Here is a 17,321-nt window from a genome sequence, read left to right on the forward strand (position 1 = left end):
ATATGAAGTTTATTGTATTAGGACTAGGAAATTTTGGAGCATCGCTGGCTTCGCGCTTAACAGAGATGGGGCACGAAGTTATAGGAGTTGATAATAGTATGAGAAAGGTGGAGCGATTGAAAGAAAAGATCACACATACTGTTTGTATGAATTCGACTGATGCTGACGCGGTATCGTCCTTGCCCTTATCAGACTCTGATGCAGTGATTGTTTCCATCGGCGAAGATGAGGCTGCTTCGCTTCTTACAACCGCCTTACTGAAGCAGTTGAAGGTAAAAAGGATTATAGGCCGGGTGGTTTCTCCTCTCCAAAAAACCGTATTGGATGCGATGGCCATAGAGGAATATATCCTTCCGGAAGAGGAATCTGCAGAACGCCTGGCAATGCGCCTGGACACCGTGGGAGTAATCGATTCGTTTAAGATATCAGAGAAATACAGTATTGTTGAAGCTACCGTGCCTGAAAGGTTTGTTGGTAAGACCATAGAACAGGCAGATTTTAATAACCGGTACAAAGTTTTGGTGCTTACTACCATTAAACCTGCAAGATCTGGTGACACTCCCGGGAGGAACTTGAAGGAGGCTACTGGCGTAGTTAAGTCAAATACTGTTCTGGAAGCAAAGGATATATTGGTGATGTTTGGTGAACTAATGGATATTCAACGGCTTATTAAAGCCTAGGATCCTTTTTCAGTTTTGCACACTTATTGTACCCTGTTTACCCAAACTATAAATAGTGCCATGAAAGAATCCTTTAAAAACATCATCATACCTGTTAATTTTTCAGAATCTTCAGATAATGCAATTAGAACAGGGATTGCCATGTGCAAAAGACACAGTGCTGTTCTGCATCTGGTGTATCTTAAAGAAGATATGAATTTGATTTTTCCGCCTGGTAAGAGCCCCCAGATACTGGAAATGGTGGTAGAAGCAGATGTTGCTGTTGTTGCCAAGTTAGAATCGCAGGCAAACAAGATCATGGAGGAAAATGAGATCGTTTGTTTCTACCATACTGCCGAAGGTCCTTATTACAAAACGATATCGTCAAAGGCGAAGGATTTGAAGGGCGATTTAATTATCCTGGAGAAGAACCGCTCGGGCAGTGGCTTTAGTCTCCTGAAAAAAAACAGTATTTACAGAGTTTTAAGATACTCGGGTTGCGCTATACTCACTGTACCTAATGAACGGCTATTTCTAAATTTCAAGAATATATTATTTCCGGTCAGACCATTGCGTTCAGCCCTTGAAAAGCTATACACAACACTGCCAATAATCCGAAAGAATGACTCTAAGGTCCTTTTGTTCAGTCCCTTGAAACCAGAATTAAAAGAAGAAGAGCGACAAACTGTTGATGAACTAATGCAAAGGGCAGATCAACTAATGTCGGAGGATAAAGTTCCGGTAGAAAGGGAGTTTAAAGTAGCTCACGACCTGGCAAGGGAAGTGGTTAAAAAGGCAATAGAGAAAAAGTCTGACCTGATCGTTATTACAGCTACTATAACTAAGGGAATAAAAGCGGCATTTACACGTGACTATACACAAAAGGTGATTGAAGACTCGCCGATACCTGTACTAAGTGTGAAAACTGTATAAGTTATTTTCCTGCGCATCCCAATTATTACAAACCATTCTTTGATGGACAGGTTAAACCTTGAAATCCATTTAAAAAGTTTATGAGTTATCAGCCCATCGAAAATTACGCGATAATCGGAGATTTAAATACAGTTGCACTAGTTGGACTTGACGGTTCGATTGATTTTATGTGCTTTCCCAATTTTGACTCACCTACAGTTTTCGCAGCGATTTTGGATGAAAATAAAGGAGGGAGTTTTAAAATATTTCCAGATACTAAAGATCTCAAACTTAAACAGCTTTACCTGCCTGATACCAATATCCTTATTACCAGGTTTCTGTCGAAAGATGGCGTTGCCGAGCTTACTGATTTTATGCCCGTGGAGGAACTTTATGGCGGTAAGGAGTTAATTAGAAGGGTAACATGTATAAAAGGAGATTTTACCTTTCATCTAAGATGCGCACCCCGCTTTGACTATGCTCGTGCTGGATGTACAATCGAACAGATAAGCGATTACGAAGTGCTTTTTAAAAGTAACGGAACGGATAATACATGTATCCGCTTAAAAGCTACCGTACCTTTAGTGATTGAAGATCGTGATGTTGTTGCTGTTTTCAAGCTAGAAAAGGGACAAAAGGCTGATTTCTTGTTTGAACAACATGAATTCGGCCCTGCCCGTGATATAAATATGGAGAGCTTTATAACGCAAAGCTTGTTCGATACGATAAAGTTTTGGAAAGACTGGGTTACAAAGTCGAATTACAGAGGGCGATGGATGGAGATCGTAAATCGTTCTGCACTTTGCCTGAAACTCATGACTTCTTATCATTATGGGTCTATGGTGGCCGCTCCAACATTCGGCTTGCCCGAAGAAATTGGAGGTGTTCGCAACTGGGACTATCGTTATACCTGGATTAGAGATGCCTCTTTTACCATTTATACCTTGCTGAAATTGGGCTACCGCCGGGAAGCGAGGGATTTTATAAATTGGATTGAAAAGCAATGTAAAGAAATAGCCGAGCACAATGAATACTTAAGTTTGATGTATGCTCTAGACGGGGAGAAAGAGCTTACTGAGATAAATCTTGACCACCTCGAAGGATATAAGAAGTCTTCACCCGTTAGAATTGGTAATGCTGCCTACACTCAAATACAATTGGATATTTATGGCGAACTGCTTGATTCAGTTTACCTTTACGACAAAAATGTTGAGCCAATCGCCTATCGGTTTTGGAAGGATCTGACCCGGCATGTAGATTGGGTATGCAATAACTGGCAGCGGAGTGACGAAGGGATCTGGGAAGTACGTGGAGGGAAAAAGGAATTCTTGTACTCACGTATGATGTGCTGGGTGGCAATTGACAGAGGTATTAAGATAGCGCAAAAGCACTCCTATCCACTACCATCCAATTGGGTACCGGAGCGTGATAATATTTTCAACTCCATTCATAAAGATTTTTGGAACGAAGAATTACAGGCCTTTGTCCAGTATAAAGGAGCAAAGACTGTTGATGCAGCAACTCTGCTGATGCCAATAATACGTTTTATCAGCCCCAAAGATCCTCAATGGTTATCGACTTTGAAATTGATAGAAGAGGAACTTGTGTCCGACTTCCTTGTTTACCGCTACCGGCCTAATGAGGCTTTTGACGGTCTTACAGGAGGAGAGGGCACCTTCTCTATGTGTACTTTCTGGTATGTAGAATGTCTGGCAATGGCTGGCGAACTTACGAAAGCACGCCTTTATTTCGAAAAAATGCTTGGTTATGCTAACCACGTAGGTCTATATGCCGAAATGCTTGGACTTCAGGGCGAACATTTGGGTAATTTTCCACAAGCCTTCACTCATCTGGGCCTGATCAGTGCTGCACTCCATCTTGACAAACAGCTAGATGATCAGCGTAACAGAGAGATTTATAATAACAGTAAAAGTGGCCTGGATTCGATTTAATCTATATCAATTTGCTGATTAAGCCTCGCTTGTATCATAGATGTCATCCTAAAATTCCGTCCGAGCAAACTGATTTAATATCTTGTTGGCGGTATAAAGGTAGCTTCACGCGGGTATTCAGGAATTCGAGCATCTAAAGATATTGTTCGTGGCTTTCATCCAGTTCTATCCGGTTCGCCCTTAATTCCGCGGATGCGGAAAATACTTTCAGGCTGCAGGCTATTTGCAGTTCTAATTTGGCTAAATACTTGCTCTAATTGAAGCAGAGCATCCGTCAGATGCTCGTGCTGCTTTTTACTGATACCTTTCATAGATAGCTCCTAAAATTAGTGGATATTAAGGTCAAAATATAAACCATTTTTGATGCCTGTATAAACAGTCTCAACAAGACGGTCGGAAAGTTTCATCCGTTTAATCTTCCCGTCATCAAGGCTGTTCATCCAATACAGAATACCGGATTTAGGGTCCAGATCCATATCTAATATAAAAACCGGGTTACTTTGTCCTCCAGCTAAATAAGGTTCCTCCTGAAATAACTTTACTGGTGTGCCGGTACCATCCAAATTAGCCTTCAGGATATAATTACTATCCCCGGTCCGGCCACTTTGGCTATCTGCACCTTCAAAGGAATTAATATAGAGGGTTTTATTTTTTGCATCAATGGAGATATGTGTGGCAAACTTTAGACCGTCGGCCTGGTCGAAAAGCACCTGCGGTGTTTGCTGCCCGTTAATACTGCCTTGCATAATCTGTGCTGACCCATTGTTTTTACTGTCGGCTAACACCGCCTGCGACCAGTATATTTTCCCGTTCCCTTTATCCAGCTTTATATCCGTGATCGAAGCCGGCGTGTTTAAGCTATAAAGATTTACTGAGCTTTCAGGATGTTCCGGGTCAATTCCGATGATTTCTGTTTTAAGTAGATTATTGGGACCGTCGGCTGGATTGAAAGGAGTGTCTTTACTAACCGAATTGCTCAGGTAAAGACGGTTGCTTTCTACATCCAGAATGAGATCCATGAAGAAATTAGTTTTGCCGTTCCGGTGTAGTATAACTTCCGGGGAACCGGTTCCATCAAGTGGGGCTCGTACCACGTCCATATCATCCGTCGTCGAATTGATACTATTTACCCAATATATGTAGTTACGCAGGGTATCAACGGCAATGCCGAAAGGGATACGAACGCCATCAGCAGAATCGTATAGTTTTACAACCTTTGTGGTGCCATCGGTTGCAGTGCTTCCTTTCATAATAGCTCCACCATCTGTTCCTTCATTTATTGTCCAGTAAATGGAGTGCTCTGCGTTTATTAGTGGATTTTCAATCGGATCTTCCTTTTTGCAGGCGTAAAAAAAGCACAGAATGAATAAAAGTGAAATGTTAATAGAAAATGGTTTTATCATATTGAAATAAGTAGTTACTGAGATTACATGTTGGTCTAGAAAACTAGCCGGAAGGCTATTCCGGCTAGTATTTTACGCTACTGTTCCTGGATATCCACGCTTAAATTAGCCTTATTGCTAAACTGTTCCAGTAGTTTAGCTGCGCGAATGCCTTCAAGATCCCCCTCATAAAGATAAGGCGAGCCATAATAGACCCCGGTTTCATCAGGGTCTGCACTTATCCAGTAAAGCTTCTGCTCGCGCTCGCCAAGGTACATCCCATTACGGGCAATATTTTTTGCAGTTTCTGTGAAGATTCTTTTCATATTCCTGCCTTCGGGGCTCATTTCATAGATACCCTTATCGGTACCAACATAGAGCTTGTTCTTATACACCTCCAGGTCGCTAATCTGAGTGAAGGTGGTATCGCTGCTCAAGTCGGCAAGGAGTTGCAATGTACCCGTGCCATCTGCGTTGCCCCTATATATTTTCTTTTCACCTGACATTGCGAAATAAACATAGGGTTCTTCGGCAGGTCTTGAAATACCAACCATCCCCACAAATATAAAGTCCTCAAAAAGGTGTTTCCTGTCGCTTCCATCCAGCTTGCTTGAAACGAGAGCACCCATTCCAAGCCCATCGTCTTCATAACGATAAAACCGGCGGTCATGACTGATCATGCCTCCCGCAACTGCATTCTGATTCGAAGGGCCGGTGATCCTGCCAGCATTTCCAACAAGCTCAGGCTGACTGAAATCGTAGTTACAGCGGTAAATATTCTCAGTTCCATCGAAGTAGTAGAGCTTCTTTTGCATCCTATCCAAGGTAAGACCATACATCGATGGGCCTATGACAGTAGATTCAAACGCTTCAGGTACCGTGTAGTCGGTGATACGGTCTGCATAACAGGAGGTATTGTTGTCCCCGACATAGGTAAAAGCCCACTTAACGGGTTCCGTAGAGGGCGGGTTCTCTTTCTGACAAGCAGTCACAAGAACAGTAAGGGCTCCCAGAAAAATTCTCATTAGGTTGTTGTATTTTTTTGATCTCATCATCGTCTTTTAAATGGCGCGGCTTGGCACCGCGCCTTTGGGTTAAAAAAATGAATAACTATAGAGGCCAGACAGGAATGGATGATCGCTCCGCGTATTAAAAACCACCTGCTTGTCAGAGCCGTCTAAAGCAGAGCTATAGATTACCTGACCATCAACGAAGACAAGCCTGTTACTACGAAGGTCAATTGCGAGGTTTGAGGCATACTGCAAGTCCGAAACTATGGTTTCAATAGGGCCAGTACCATCTATTCTTGCAGTTACAATTGAGTTGCGATAGTTCAAATAAATCTGGTTGTTATGAACACGGATATCTGCTATTCCCATAGCCGACGCGAGATCCTGATAAATCGGCCTTTCCTCCCCTGTTTCCAGGTTCACCCTGAAAATTTCATTCATGCCTGTGTTGTAATCTGTTCGAACCCCATATGCGAAGCCAGTTCCCAGATCAAGGTCGTAATGCAACACATTATTGTCAGGCAGCTGTGCAATCTGCTCGCCCTCGGTGGAAATTACCCGCTTATCGCTTGTAAGGTAGTAAACCTTATTGCGATAATTGTAGAATTTCGATGCTGATCCCGCGGCAACTGTTGTCAAATCACTTCCGTCAAAGTTAATGCTACTGACTACATTGTCCAGATTGAAGTAGATCTTACGACTTTGCGGGTCGGCATGAATAGCCTCAAAAATGAAACCAGAGCTGCTAAACAACTTGAAGAATCTGGATGCACCATTTTCCATTGCCGCCAGGTACACGTTATTGTTATCATAAAAGGCCATACCATGGTTGATCTGCACGGGTGTGATAGTCAACTGAGGTGAATTTGAGGCTTTAATCCCATCAATTTCCAGTTCAAGCGGCCCTGAAGCAGCCCCTAATGGGACATAGACGGTCGTTTTACTATCCGTATTTTCATCCGGTCCATTGCTAAGTATACCCTCAATTTGTCCTCCGTTCTCCGCCCGGAAGAGAACTTTCCGCGAGTATGGGAAGGGCGTAAAGTCATTCGGCTTTGCGGGGCCGAAATTGGCACCATTGATGCTGATCTTGTCTCCCGGCATAACATTGAGGTCAGAAATGTCTGATATTGCAGGGGCTGGGAGGGCTACGTGGTACTCTGGTCCCTGAATAATAAAGTTGGCAGCACTCAGGCTGATAGGACCCGGTATAGCACCTTGTGGTATTACCACACGGACCTCTTCATTAGTTGGTGGCACTACAGGTATAGCCTCTAGTTGCTGATGGTTTAAACCTGCAAAAAGTACCTTCTTTGTATTCTTCAAGGCCGTACCCCGAATCGTGATTTCTGTTCCGACCACTGCACGTGCAGGACTAATCTCTGAAACGCCTATCTCCAGAACCTGAATATGCACGGTATTACTTCGTCTGTTACCCTGCCTGTCGAGTACGGTTAGATAAACATTATACATCCCCGGCTGAAGTTCGGGCATGGGTAATCGGATCTCATTATTCTTTACATAACTTAACAAAGAGACTCCGTCCAGTTCGTAGAGCTGAGGTCCCTCCATAGTAAGCTTTACAGATGTGGTAGCATTTGAAAAAACGAAATTCTCACCTCTGATCAGTAAAGTGGCACCCTTAGCAACGGCATTCGGCGAAATATGCGAGATGTGTGGAGTAAATTCGAGGTCCTTGCTTTTGAGGCAGGCGGCGGTCGTTATGGCCATCAACAATAAAAGGAGATAAAATCCCGTCTGCTTACGGCAGGAGGCAAGTAGTAATTTATTGCTTTTCATAATTTTGTACTAAAAAGTAAAGTTTAGCCCGACATTGTAATAGCTGCCTGGTTTGAACTCGTATTCTACGTAATCCATACTTTCCACATCAGGGATACGGTAAAGATCGTTGCCCATCAGTGTTGGTCCCAGGATTTCTCCCCGTTGAATAGCGAGATCCAGCTTATTGTATTTAGTAGGGTTGTATTTGCGGTTCCGGTCTACGTCGCGAAAAAACCTGTACGACTGGTTAAGCAGATCCTGAACACCCATCTTTACTGAAAGGTTACGACTAAGCCGCTGCGTGTAAACCAGGTCAATTACATTTCTTGGGGCTTCATAAATTTCACCAATAGAACTGACACTACCACCAAAGATGAGCCGGTTTCCCGCCACATTATAAAGGGCAGAGATTTGGGTGCCACTGGAAGGGTTGTCGTAGTAAAGGCCAGCATTAATAATATACGGAGAAGAACCTACTAATGGCCTGGTCTCCCTGGGTGCAAACCCTTGGTAAAGGTTAGGATCACCTAGCGTGTTCTCTGCTATCCGGGTCCGGGTTTTTAAGTAGGAGAAGTTACCGATCATGGAGAAGCGTTTCAGGAAACGGCTGCCAAGAAATTCAAGGTTTTTCCGGATCTCCAGCTCGGCTCCCAGTACCTTGGCATCAATGGAATTGACAGGTACTACCAGGCCGCCAAGCGTATAGCGCTCAATTGGATCAATGATATACTTGTAAAAACCACCGATGCTGATGAGTTCCCGGTCTGAAAGGTACCATTCCCAGCGAAGATCAGCATTGGCAGCTGTGGATTGATATAAACCGGTATTACCTTTAAAGAAATTATTGCTTACCAGGTCAGCAAAATTGAAAGGAGCAACTTCGCGGAAAACTGGTCGGTTTACTGTAAGACCATATCCCGCGCGGAGCTGCATTTTCCTGGTCATTTTATAGGTAAGGTTTACTGAAGGCAAAAAGTCAAGGCCCACAGAATCACGTTTTGATTCCTGATACACTGGGTTATTGTCGGCATCCACATAACCAGTTTGGGCAGTGAGACGCTGGTTATTATATTCGGCCCTCAGGCCTCCATAGATCAATAGTTTTTCTTTAAACAGGGGAATATTTAGAGCTCCGTACCAGGCGGCCTGCCTGTTTTCTGCTTTATATCCTGCAGTTCCAACCGTTAAAATAGTACGGTCATCGTATTGGAAGTCATACCTGGCTGGTTCGGCTCCTGGCTGGGTAGATCCGTAGCTTCCCGGTGTGAAGAAGTCATCTAAGCGGTTAAAAATATCTCCTGAGAACCAGCCTTCCACAAGGGCGCCATTTCCGAAGTTCCTCGGCAGGAAGCTCCTCTTTTTTAGCTCTCCAAAAAAGCCTGTACGAAGCGTTATTTTCTTGTATAAAGGGATCTCATAATCAGCTGCAGCAGTATAGGTATGCTCATTCAAATTTTGCCAATAGTTAAAAGCCCCACTTGTTTCGCCAAAGCCATTACGGCCAAAAAACATAACAGAATCAGTGCCTAATTGTCGTCCCAGGCCCAGCCCGCGATAGTTGGGAAGTTGTTCGGCTGTATAGCCATAGCCCGCCCGCCATTGCAATAGTTGCTTGCCTAGTTAATGCTTGCCATTAAGCTGGCCAGTATACAGCGTGCGACTGCGGTAGCGGAACTGTACGGCTTTGGCATACTCTGAGTTCGCAAATTCCCCATCACCCCCACCATGGCGCACTAGGGTATTATCATCAGACATCTGATTAAGGAAATTGTTAAAACTTATTGAGTTATTCTTATTGATCACCCAGGTAAGGTTTTCCATCAATGAAATACGAACTGCCTCGGTGCTCGTGGTGTCTATCCGGTAGCTGTCAACGAAGGGACCAGGAATGTAAGCTCCCTTCAGATACTGGTTCTGCCTGGTGGTAGTATAGGCAACGGAACTCAGGTTGTTCAGCACCTGCTCGCCCCGCAATTTCCAGGAATCATAATAGCTGAGATTGAAGCGTTTGTCTATATTTGCCTTTTCTCGCTGCAGGTTCCAGGAAGCTTTATTTGTTGCCTCAAATAATCCTCGGGAGCCGTAATAAGGGGCCTGGTTGCGTTGGGCCGGCAGCTCGAAAAATCCCGGCACATCTTTGGGGAAGGCCCGGTAAGACCTATCGAAGCCCAGCCAGTCGGTTTTGCTGCCCTTGTAGGTATAAAAGTCCTGAAAGCTGCTGCCTGGTCTGAACTGCGTGGAAGTTTGAAATTGTATCTGACGGGAATTAGCAGTGTTTTTTGTTGTCACTTTCACTACCCCTCCTACATAGTCGGCGGGCAACTCAGGAACCGGAGATTTGTATATTGAGATATGATCTATCGTGTTTGTCTGAAGCATGTCGAACGAAAAATCCCGGCTATCCGTTTCAGAACTTGGCGCAATAAAGTCGTTGATCATGGTAAGTGTGTAGCGGGGATCGAGGCCCCGTAGTAACACAAAGCGGTCGTTGATGATAGTTGCAGAGGAAACCCTACGTACTACATCAGATGCGTCACGATCAAGGCTTTTGTTGATCTGTTCGGTAGAAATACCGGATATGACACCGCGAGACTCGAAAATTTCCTTAATAATGCCCCGCTCTGTCGTGTTCTCCAGCTTAATATCGGCACGGACAACAACTTCGCTTAATTGCCCCTCATTTGGAACCAACTTAAAATCTACACGAGTGATGGTGCCAGGCTGTACTTCTACATTAGTTACGGTTGCAGTTTTGAAGCCCAGATAGGAGAAGACGAGTGTATAAATTCCACCTGGTAGATTAGGGATCTTGAAATTTCCGTTTACATCTGTTGAAGTCCCTGCGTTTAATCCCTGTACCTTTACGGAAGCACCTACAAGCGTTTCATTTGATTTCGCATCACGTAATGTGCCCTGAATACTTCCCTTCGGATCTTTTCGAGGAGTAATTGGTACAGGTTTTTTGAAGAGGACAACACTATTGCCTTCTTCCTTGAAACCTACAGGAGATCGGTCAAAGAAAGCTAAAAGAATGTTAACTAAAGGTTCGTTCCTGTAGTTTCGTGGAGCGATCTTTATCTGTGCTAGGCTCTCAGCGTCGTAAAAAAAACTAATTCCGGTAGATCCGGCAATTTTTTCAATGGCCTTGTCGGCAGTTGTATTACCAATACTCACCGAGATCTTGCTACCTAATACTTGTCCTCCGGCATTGCTTGCAAGTATAGAGTTCGTTAGTAATGTGATAAAAAATAAAGATAGAATGGATAGTTTCATGAATATTATGCAGACATGAACTGTTTTATTTGTCATATTTGAATGTTTTTGTTTTGTAACCAAAGACGCAATTACAAACTAGCGGTATTGCCGTACCGTTAGTTGTGCTGCCGGCCTTTCAAGGCTGGCAGTTTTTCTTAAAGTACTTTTATCGAATAATGATCTCCTTTCCCTTTATAGTGTAACTTTTTCCATATACTGAGCTGAACTTGCTCATAAAGGCGCTGACAGGCTGGGTTATATATAAATCGGCAGTAAAACGACCATTAATTATCGCCTCGGCTTTAGTGTGTAAGTTGTACCCATAATAATTACGAATACGCAGTTTTAATTCGTCAAAAGATGCGTTTTTAAACCAAATATGCCCCCGGGCAAAGTCGCTTATAGCTATGTTGCTACTAATACCAGCCACAAAGTCACCTGTTTGCTTCTCATAATTCAATGTCTCGTTAAGTTTCAGTTGGCGTAGTACCTTAAATTTGTCGCTCACCTGTACTTTTCCCTCTTCAACCTGCACATCAATATGGGGGAGGGATTTGTAGGATATTACTTTGAACCTTGTACCAAGAACACGGGTATGAAGGGCACCTGCATGAACTATAAATGGTTTGTCTGTATGCCTTGTTACACTGAAAAAAGCCTCGCCTTCCAGGTAAACGTCGCGACTTAACTCTTCAAACCTCTCAGGAAATTTTATAGAACTTCCAGCACTCAGATAGATAAGCGAGCTATCTGGCAACCGGATGGCTACTAATTCTCCAGTACCGGCTTTCTTGACAACATAATTAATTGCAGAAGTGGTGGCCTTATGATCTTGGTTGAAAAAAGTTAATATTGAAATTAATATAATGACTGCAGCCGCACTAAGCCATGCTGCCATTTGCCAGTTAATGGCTTTCACTTTAGTTTTTTCTTCAGAGCCAATAACCGACCTTTCTATAAAGGAGAGCATCTCTGTTTTTAGCTTAGTCTTTTCTGACTCTGATATTAGATCAGTAACCGGCTCCTGTACTTTGTTAAGCCATTGTGTTAGCAGTAATTCCTCTCGGGGAGTGCAATTTCCCTGTTGGTGTTTTTCAAGAAGCTCGGCAATATCCTGTGGAGTTTTGTTCATTCTACAACTACATACACTTATGTAGAGGCAGCGTACCAGGCCGTTTGATTTTTTTTTTAAAGATCCAGGAAATAGAGCAGGATTGCCAGGTGATAATCTAAGGGGTATTCGGATAAAGCCTGTTTCAGCCGCTTACGCCCGGTACTTAGCTGGTTTTTCACGGTTTGAGTGGAGAGCGATAGTTGATCAGCAATCTCACTGTGAGAAAAATTCTCCATGCAGCTCATACGAACAATTTCACCCATTTTTTCTGGCAAAAGGCTAATCTCACGCCTAATAATCTGTTCAAGCTCTTTTACATTTAAGGTATGAAAAGTTTGTTCCTCGGCTTGAACGAGGGTTTGGAGGTATAATTCCTGATGCTTTTGTTTGACTCCCGTGTTTCTATAGTAATTAAAAAGCCTGTTTCGTATTGATTTTAGAAGATAGAATTTTATTTCTTCCTCTCCGATCGATGAAATATTATTCCAAAATCCAATAAATACTTCTTGTACCAGGTCCTTCGCTGCGTTTGTTTCCCCTGTTTTGGCAAGAGCAATATCAACCAGCATCTTCCAGTATTGCTCGTATGCATCGTAGAAGGTCTTATTAATATGCTCATTAGCTTTAATCATCAAGATCAAAGAAATGAAGTACTTATTAACTTACCGTTAATTAGTACTAAAGTCCATGTGAATTGATCTTAAATTAGGGATACCATGTGAAGGTATTGGTAAGTGCATTATTAAAAATAAAAAAGGGGGAGAGAGGTTTATAAAAAAAAAGGCTTTAGAATGAAATGACTCAAGGGTAATATTTGTTTGGTCATTTCTGAAGGGTCTAAAGCCTTGTTTTGACATTAAAGCTACTTCGAAATAGGCAACAGAGCTTGCTTATTTTATCTCAATTTGTCGTGAAGCTGTTCGGGCTTCTTCTTTTTTAGCCACTTTAATGTTTAATATACCATCGAAATATTCTGCTTCGATTTTTGCATCATCCACCGAATCTGGGAGAGCAAAAGAGCGTACAAAAGAAGTAAAACTATACTCTCTCTTATTATACTTCCTGTTCTCTTGAGAGCTCTCGGACTTTTTTTTCACTGAAATATTCAAAATATTCCGGTCTAAACTAACTTTAAAGTCTTCTTTTTTCAGCCCGGGAGCTGCGAGCTCAATGTGATACTCACTATCGGTTTCAGAGATGTTAACCGCTGGAACACGCGCCATTGTCCGGTTCGACAGCAAAGGATCGTTAAAAAATGATTCAAAAACGTCAGTAAATGGATTTAACAAAGCCCTGTTATTTCCTTCATTGAATTTCACTAGTGCCATAGTTATTTCCTCCTATAGTTATGATAATTTGATTTAGATATTTAACCAAAGGCAAATTAAATGCCAAAATTCAAGAGCCTGAGGGAAAATTGGTTTTTAAAGCGATCCCCCTTCCACTAGAATAGAGTCCAGCCGGAGTTCTTGGACAAAAGGGCTACCAGACAAGCAGCTCAGCATGCGGGTGAATGATAGTTTTGCTAATTTAGTCCCGCTTGTTTCAGCATAAGTGATTTCAGGGTAATACAGTGTTGGAATAAAACCATCACTGATAGCGATAACTCCAATATCTTGTGCGGTTTTTAAGTTCAATTTTTGAAGGCACTTCATCACTCCTGTAAGTATTTCGTCGCTCATACAAAAGATCGAATCTGGTCTTTCTGCCTTCGTTAACAACTCCTCTGTAACGGTAAGGGCTTCCAGAAAACTTCCCGCATAAGCTTTCGTTAATGTTGTTTCTAATTCAGCCTTTTCAATAACATGGGTAAATGCTTCCTCTCTTTTCCGTGTTATAGACATCCGTGGATCGCCAAAAACCGCTAGGATATTTAGTTTCCCCTTTTGAACCAATGCCTCTGCTGCGAGAACCGCCGCTGATGTATCTCCAACACATACCTTATTGCAAGCTTCATAAGATGGTACTTTATCAAAGAAGATTACTGGAATATCAATTTCAGTGAGCTTCAAAAATGAAGTAAGGTCTACCGTTGAAGAAGTAATAGCGACAAAAACGCCCGCCACCCTGGTCTGGCGGCATCGTTTTAAATTCTCTTGTTCGATCAGAGGATCATCTCCCGATTGAAGGATCAAGAGGCTATAGCCATATAAACGGGCTTCCTCTTCCAGCGAACTAATGAACGATTGATAAAAGTAATTGGATACTGAGGGTACTATTACCCCAAACTCCCGGCTACCGTTTGTACGGAGATTGATCGCATAGGTATTCGGTTCGTATTCAAGAACAGCCGCCAGGTCTCTGATCTTTTGTTTTGTTGATTCAGAAATATCGGGATGGTCTTTAAGAGCCCTGGAAACAGTTGATACACTTAGATTAAGCATATCGGCTAGTTTTTTTAATGTTACTGATGCCTTCAATACCTTTTGTTTATTCCTTTTTTCCACAACAATCGTTTGCGGAAATGTTTGCGAAAATGTTTGCGGAAGCAGAAGGCCTAAATACACTAAATTGGTCAATTGCTCTTGCTAACTTCACTTCACCAAAAATAACAAACCAAGAAATATAAATTAAATGAAAAGGATTTTACTAACCATGCTGCTTCTGCTAAGCAGCATCCTGATCTTTGCTCAGAGCACCACACTAGGTGGAAAAGTTGTCAGCGCTGCCGGAGAATCACTTCCTGGCGCAAGTGTTAAGGTGAATGGCACTGGAACGAACACTAATTCTAATGGAGAATTCCTCCTTAAAAATCTACCGGCTAAAAAACTTAATTTAGTAGTTACTTACACCGGGTTTGCCGCTCATCAGGAAGAAGTTGACCTTTCTGCCGGCAGCAAAACAGACCTGGTCATTACCCTCAAATCAGATCATTTGGCTTTAACGGAAGTAGTTGTTACCGGAACCGCCAACCCGCGCACCAAATTGAACAGCAGTTTATCAGTGAGCACGCTTAAAGGTGTTGAGGTGATGCAATCAGCTCCCCGTACGACGGCAGAGATATTCAGAGCAATACCTGGGATCAAAACTGAAGCTTCTGCGGGTGATGGGAATACCAATATTACCGTTCGCGGTGTGCCTATTTCCTCGGGAGGCTCGAAATATCTTCAACTGCAGGAGGACGGCCTGCCTCTTCTTCAATTTGGGGATATTGCTTTTGGTACCTCTGATATGTTTCTTAGAGCTGATCAGTCTGTGGCAAGGATTGAAGCCATCCGCGGAGGCTCTGCTTCTACGCTGGCAAGCAACTCACCTTCCGGGATCATAAACTTCATTTCCAAAACCGGTTCAACCGCTGGCGGGACTATAGCAACCTCCTTTGGGTTAGACTATGGGAATATGCGGACAGATCTAAGCTATGGAGCACCCTTAGGCAAAGGGTTCAGTTTTCATGCCGCAGGTTTTTACCGGCAAGGGGAAGGACCTCGGACTGCAGGTTCTGCGGGAAATAAAGGGGGCCAGATAAAGCTTAACTTAACCAAGACGTTCAATGGTGGTTTTGCGCGTGTATATTTCAAATATCTTGATGATAAGGCAGTAGCCTACATGCCACTTCCGATCCAGGTTACAGGATCTAATGATAATCCTGAATTTTCTTCACTACCTGGCTTTGATATCAAAAATGGGGCAATGCAAACCGATGCTATTAAGACTAATGCGGGCTTGGGACTAAATGGTCTACGCAGCCAGGCAGTTTCTAACGGAATGAATCCTGTATCTAAATCTGTAGGAATGGAACTCAATTTTAAACTTGGCCTGGGATGGACAGTTGAAAACAGGGGGCGTTATGCAGCCAATTCCGGAGGATTTATCTCGCCTTTTCCGGCAATGATCGGAAGTACATCTGAAATACTCGGCGCTGTAGGCGGGGCTACCAATCGCGTAGTAACAGGTGGACGATTGGTGTATGCTGAAAATGGTACAACTTTTACCGGCAGCAAGGCTATGGTGGTCCACATGTTCGATACTGAACTTAACAATTTGGACAATCTAGTTAATGATTTTAAGCTGAAGAAGCGATTGGGGAATGCGGACCTGGCCTTAGGGTTTTATCAGTCCCGGCAAAATATCAAGACTTCCTGGTTATGGAACTCTTATGTTCAGGAAGTATCTGGTGAAAATGCCAAAACTCTGGACATTGTTTCAGTCTCTGGCACTAATATCAGCGAAAATGGTCAATTTGCTTATGGGGTTCCTCTTTGGGGTAATCTGCACAGGAATTATAATACCACTTATAACACGTCTGCACCATATGCTGGCTTGTCCCTTCCTGTAACCAAAGCGCTTAGCCTTGATGTAAGTGCCCGTTATGACATTGGAAACGTATCTGGAAGCTATGCTGGAAACAAACAGACTTCTTATGATGTAAATGGCAATGGAAATATTTCAGCAGCTGAACAAAGTGTTTCTACAATTAACCAGGCTGCCGCTTCTCCTGTAGACTACGGTTATAAGTATTTTTCCTACTCAGCGGGAGCTAATTTTATGATATCCCAGGCAAAAGCAATCTTTGGTCGCTACAGTAAAGGTGCAACCGCAAAAGCCGATCGGATTTTGTTTACCCCGAACGTTCTTGCTGACGGATCAGCTGTGGGTGTGGTAGACGATATCAAGCAAGCGGAACTAGGGTATAAATACAAATACAACAAAGGAGGTGTATTCCTTACAGGTTTTTATGCAAATGTGAATGAAAATGGCGGATTGGAAGCTACTACTCAAAGGGTAATTGAAAACGATTATGTATCTTACGGTCTGGAGTTTGAGGGTGTTCATCAATTCTCAAAGCAAGTTGAACTTCGCGGAAGCACCACGTATACTCATGCCCGTATCAATTCTGGCCCGAATAAAGGAAACAAACCAAGAAGACAAGCAGATGTTATTTTCAATCTAACTCCAACTTATAAATACAATAACCTTACTGCTGGTTTAAGTATCTCTGGAACAACAAAGACTTATGCGCAGGATAACAATAAACTTGTTCTACCTGGTTATACACTCGTTAATCCTTTTGTATCATATAGGTTTGCCAAACGCTTCACAGGTACCTTAAACGCAAACAATGTTTTCAATACTCTTGGTATTACTGAATCTGAAGAGGGCGAGATCTCAGGAACAGGCACAAGCATTATCAGAGCAAGGCCTGTAACAGGACGTACTATTGCTGCTGGTCTTTCTTACAATTTTTAATCATTAAACTTTCCCTTCGGCCTCTTACTTCCATCCGGAAGGATAGGGGCCAGGGTTTATCAATTTTG

General features: G+C 42.8%; 14 protein-coding genes. 4 read left to right on the top strand and 10 right to left on the bottom strand.

The genetic code is table 11. The features are described from left to right. The first annotated feature begins 2 nt into the window (after positions 1 to 2). The 3 genes from J4N25_RS17485 (at position 3) to J4N25_RS17495 (ending at position 3,523) form a co-directional block, all read left to right on the top strand. Positions 3 to 680: a potassium channel family protein gene (locus tag J4N25_RS17485; protein WP_207423077.1), complete on the top strand. Its 678-nt coding sequence runs from the start codon at positions 3 to 5 to the stop codon at positions 678 to 680. A gap of 60 nt (positions 681 to 740) precedes the next feature. Continuing rightward, entirely contained in the window at positions 741 to 1,592 is an 852-nt protein-coding gene (locus tag J4N25_RS17490; RefSeq protein WP_207423078.1) for a universal stress protein, read from the top strand. An 80-nt stretch (positions 1,593 to 1,672) separates the two neighbouring features. Next, positions 1,673 to 3,523, top strand: a complete 1,851-nt coding sequence (locus J4N25_RS17495) for a glycoside hydrolase family 15 protein (RefSeq protein WP_207423079.1) — start codon at positions 1,673 to 1,675, stop codon at positions 3,521 to 3,523. Between the two features lie 155 nt (positions 3,524 to 3,678). Here the strand turns inward: J4N25_RS17495 and J4N25_RS17500 are convergent, their stop codons facing one another. From J4N25_RS17500 to J4N25_RS17545, 10 genes are all read right to left on the bottom strand, one after another. Further along, complete coding sequence (locus tag J4N25_RS17500) at positions 3,679 to 3,834, bottom strand: hypothetical protein (protein WP_207423080.1); 156 nt, start codon at positions 3,832 to 3,834, stop codon at positions 3,679 to 3,681. Between the two features lie 15 nt (positions 3,835 to 3,849). Next, positions 3,850 to 4,926: a hypothetical protein gene (locus tag J4N25_RS17505; protein ID WP_207423081.1), complete on the bottom strand. Its 1,077-nt coding sequence runs from the start codon at positions 4,924 to 4,926 to the stop codon at positions 3,850 to 3,852. Between the two features lie 77 nt (positions 4,927 to 5,003). Next, positions 5,004 to 5,960: a hypothetical protein gene (locus J4N25_RS17510; protein ID WP_207423082.1), complete on the bottom strand. Its 957-nt coding sequence runs from the start codon at positions 5,958 to 5,960 to the stop codon at positions 5,004 to 5,006. A 39-nt stretch (positions 5,961 to 5,999) separates the two neighbouring features. Further along, on the bottom strand, positions 6,000 to 7,715 hold the full coding sequence (locus tag J4N25_RS17515; protein WP_207423083.1) for an IPT/TIG domain-containing protein: 1,716 nt from the start codon (positions 7,713 to 7,715) through the stop codon (positions 6,000 to 6,002). A 9-nt stretch (positions 7,716 to 7,724) separates the two neighbouring features. Continuing rightward, positions 7,725 to 9,302 carry an outer membrane beta-barrel protein gene (locus J4N25_RS17520; protein WP_207423084.1) on the bottom strand — a complete coding sequence of 526 codons (1,578 nt, stop codon included), beginning with the start codon at positions 9,300 to 9,302 and terminating at the stop codon, positions 7,725 to 7,727. A gap of 15 nt (positions 9,303 to 9,317) precedes the next feature. Beyond that, on the bottom strand, positions 9,318 to 11,006 hold the full coding sequence (locus tag J4N25_RS17525) for a TonB-dependent receptor (protein WP_207423085.1): 1,689 nt from the start codon (positions 11,004 to 11,006) through the stop codon (positions 9,318 to 9,320). A gap of 112 nt (positions 11,007 to 11,118) precedes the next feature. After that, positions 11,119 to 12,084, bottom strand: coding sequence for a FecR family protein (locus tag J4N25_RS17530; protein WP_207423086.1), 966 nt, complete (start codon positions 12,082 to 12,084; stop codon positions 11,119 to 11,121). A gap of 56 nt (positions 12,085 to 12,140) precedes the next feature. Next, positions 12,141 to 12,698, bottom strand: coding sequence for an RNA polymerase sigma factor (locus J4N25_RS17535; protein WP_207423087.1), 558 nt, complete (start codon positions 12,696 to 12,698; stop codon positions 12,141 to 12,143). 258 nt (positions 12,699 to 12,956) lie between these two features. Next, complete coding sequence (locus J4N25_RS17540) at positions 12,957 to 13,394, bottom strand: Hsp20/alpha crystallin family protein (protein WP_207423088.1); 438 nt, start codon at positions 13,392 to 13,394, stop codon at positions 12,957 to 12,959. A 96-nt stretch (positions 13,395 to 13,490) separates the two neighbouring features. Further along, positions 13,491 to 14,573 (bottom strand): LacI family DNA-binding transcriptional regulator, encoded by a 1,083-nt coding sequence (locus J4N25_RS17545; RefSeq protein WP_369410869.1) that lies wholly within the window; start codon positions 14,571 to 14,573, stop codon positions 13,491 to 13,493. Positions 14,574 to 14,640: 67 nt separating this feature from the next. Between J4N25_RS17545 and J4N25_RS17550 the strand changes: the two genes are divergently transcribed. Next, entirely contained in the window at positions 14,641 to 17,253 is a 2,613-nt protein-coding gene (locus J4N25_RS17550) for a TonB-dependent receptor (protein WP_207423089.1), read from the top strand. Positions 17,254 to 17,321 lie beyond the last annotated feature (68 nt).

The sequence above is a fragment of the Desertivirga brevis genome, assembly GCF_017355835.1.

What these genes read in the sequence shown, in the direction of transcription:
- J4N25_RS17495 (WP_207423079.1), top strand. Translation starts at nt 1,673, where the DNA reads ATGAGTTATCAGCCCATCGAAAATTACGCGATAATCGGAGATTTAAAT.
- J4N25_RS17535 (WP_207423087.1), bottom strand. Translation starts at nt 12,698, where the DNA reads ATGATTAAAGCTAATGAGCATATTAATAAGACCTTCTACGATGCATAC.
- J4N25_RS17485 (WP_207423077.1), top strand. Translation starts at nt 3, where the DNA reads ATGAAGTTTATTGTATTAGGACTAGGAAATTTTGGAGCATCGCTGGCT.
- J4N25_RS17550 (WP_207423089.1), top strand. Translation starts at nt 14,641, where the DNA reads ATGAAAAGGATTTTACTAACCATGCTGCTTCTGCTAAGCAGCATCCTG.
- J4N25_RS17510 (WP_207423082.1), bottom strand. Translation starts at nt 5,960, where the DNA reads ATGATGAGATCAAAAAAATACAACAACCTAATGAGAATTTTTCTGGGA.
- J4N25_RS17490 (WP_207423078.1), top strand. Translation starts at nt 741, where the DNA reads ATGAAAGAATCCTTTAAAAACATCATCATACCTGTTAATTTTTCAGAA.
- J4N25_RS17540 (WP_207423088.1), bottom strand. Translation starts at nt 13,394, where the DNA reads ATGGCACTAGTGAAATTCAATGAAGGAAATAACAGGGCTTTGTTAAAT.
- J4N25_RS17515 (WP_207423083.1), bottom strand. Translation starts at nt 7,715, where the DNA reads ATGAAAAGCAATAAATTACTACTTGCCTCCTGCCGTAAGCAGACGGGA.
- J4N25_RS17525 (WP_207423085.1), bottom strand. Translation starts at nt 11,006, where the DNA reads ATGACAAATAAAACAGTTCATGTCTGCATAATATTCATGAAACTATCC.
- J4N25_RS17505 (WP_207423081.1), bottom strand. Translation starts at nt 4,926, where the DNA reads ATGATAAAACCATTTTCTATTAACATTTCACTTTTATTCATTCTGTGC.
- J4N25_RS17500 (WP_207423080.1), bottom strand. Translation starts at nt 3,834, where the DNA reads ATGAAAGGTATCAGTAAAAAGCAGCACGAGCATCTGACGGATGCTCTG.
- J4N25_RS17530 (WP_207423086.1), bottom strand. Translation starts at nt 12,084, where the DNA reads ATGAACAAAACTCCACAGGATATTGCCGAGCTTCTTGAAAAACACCAA.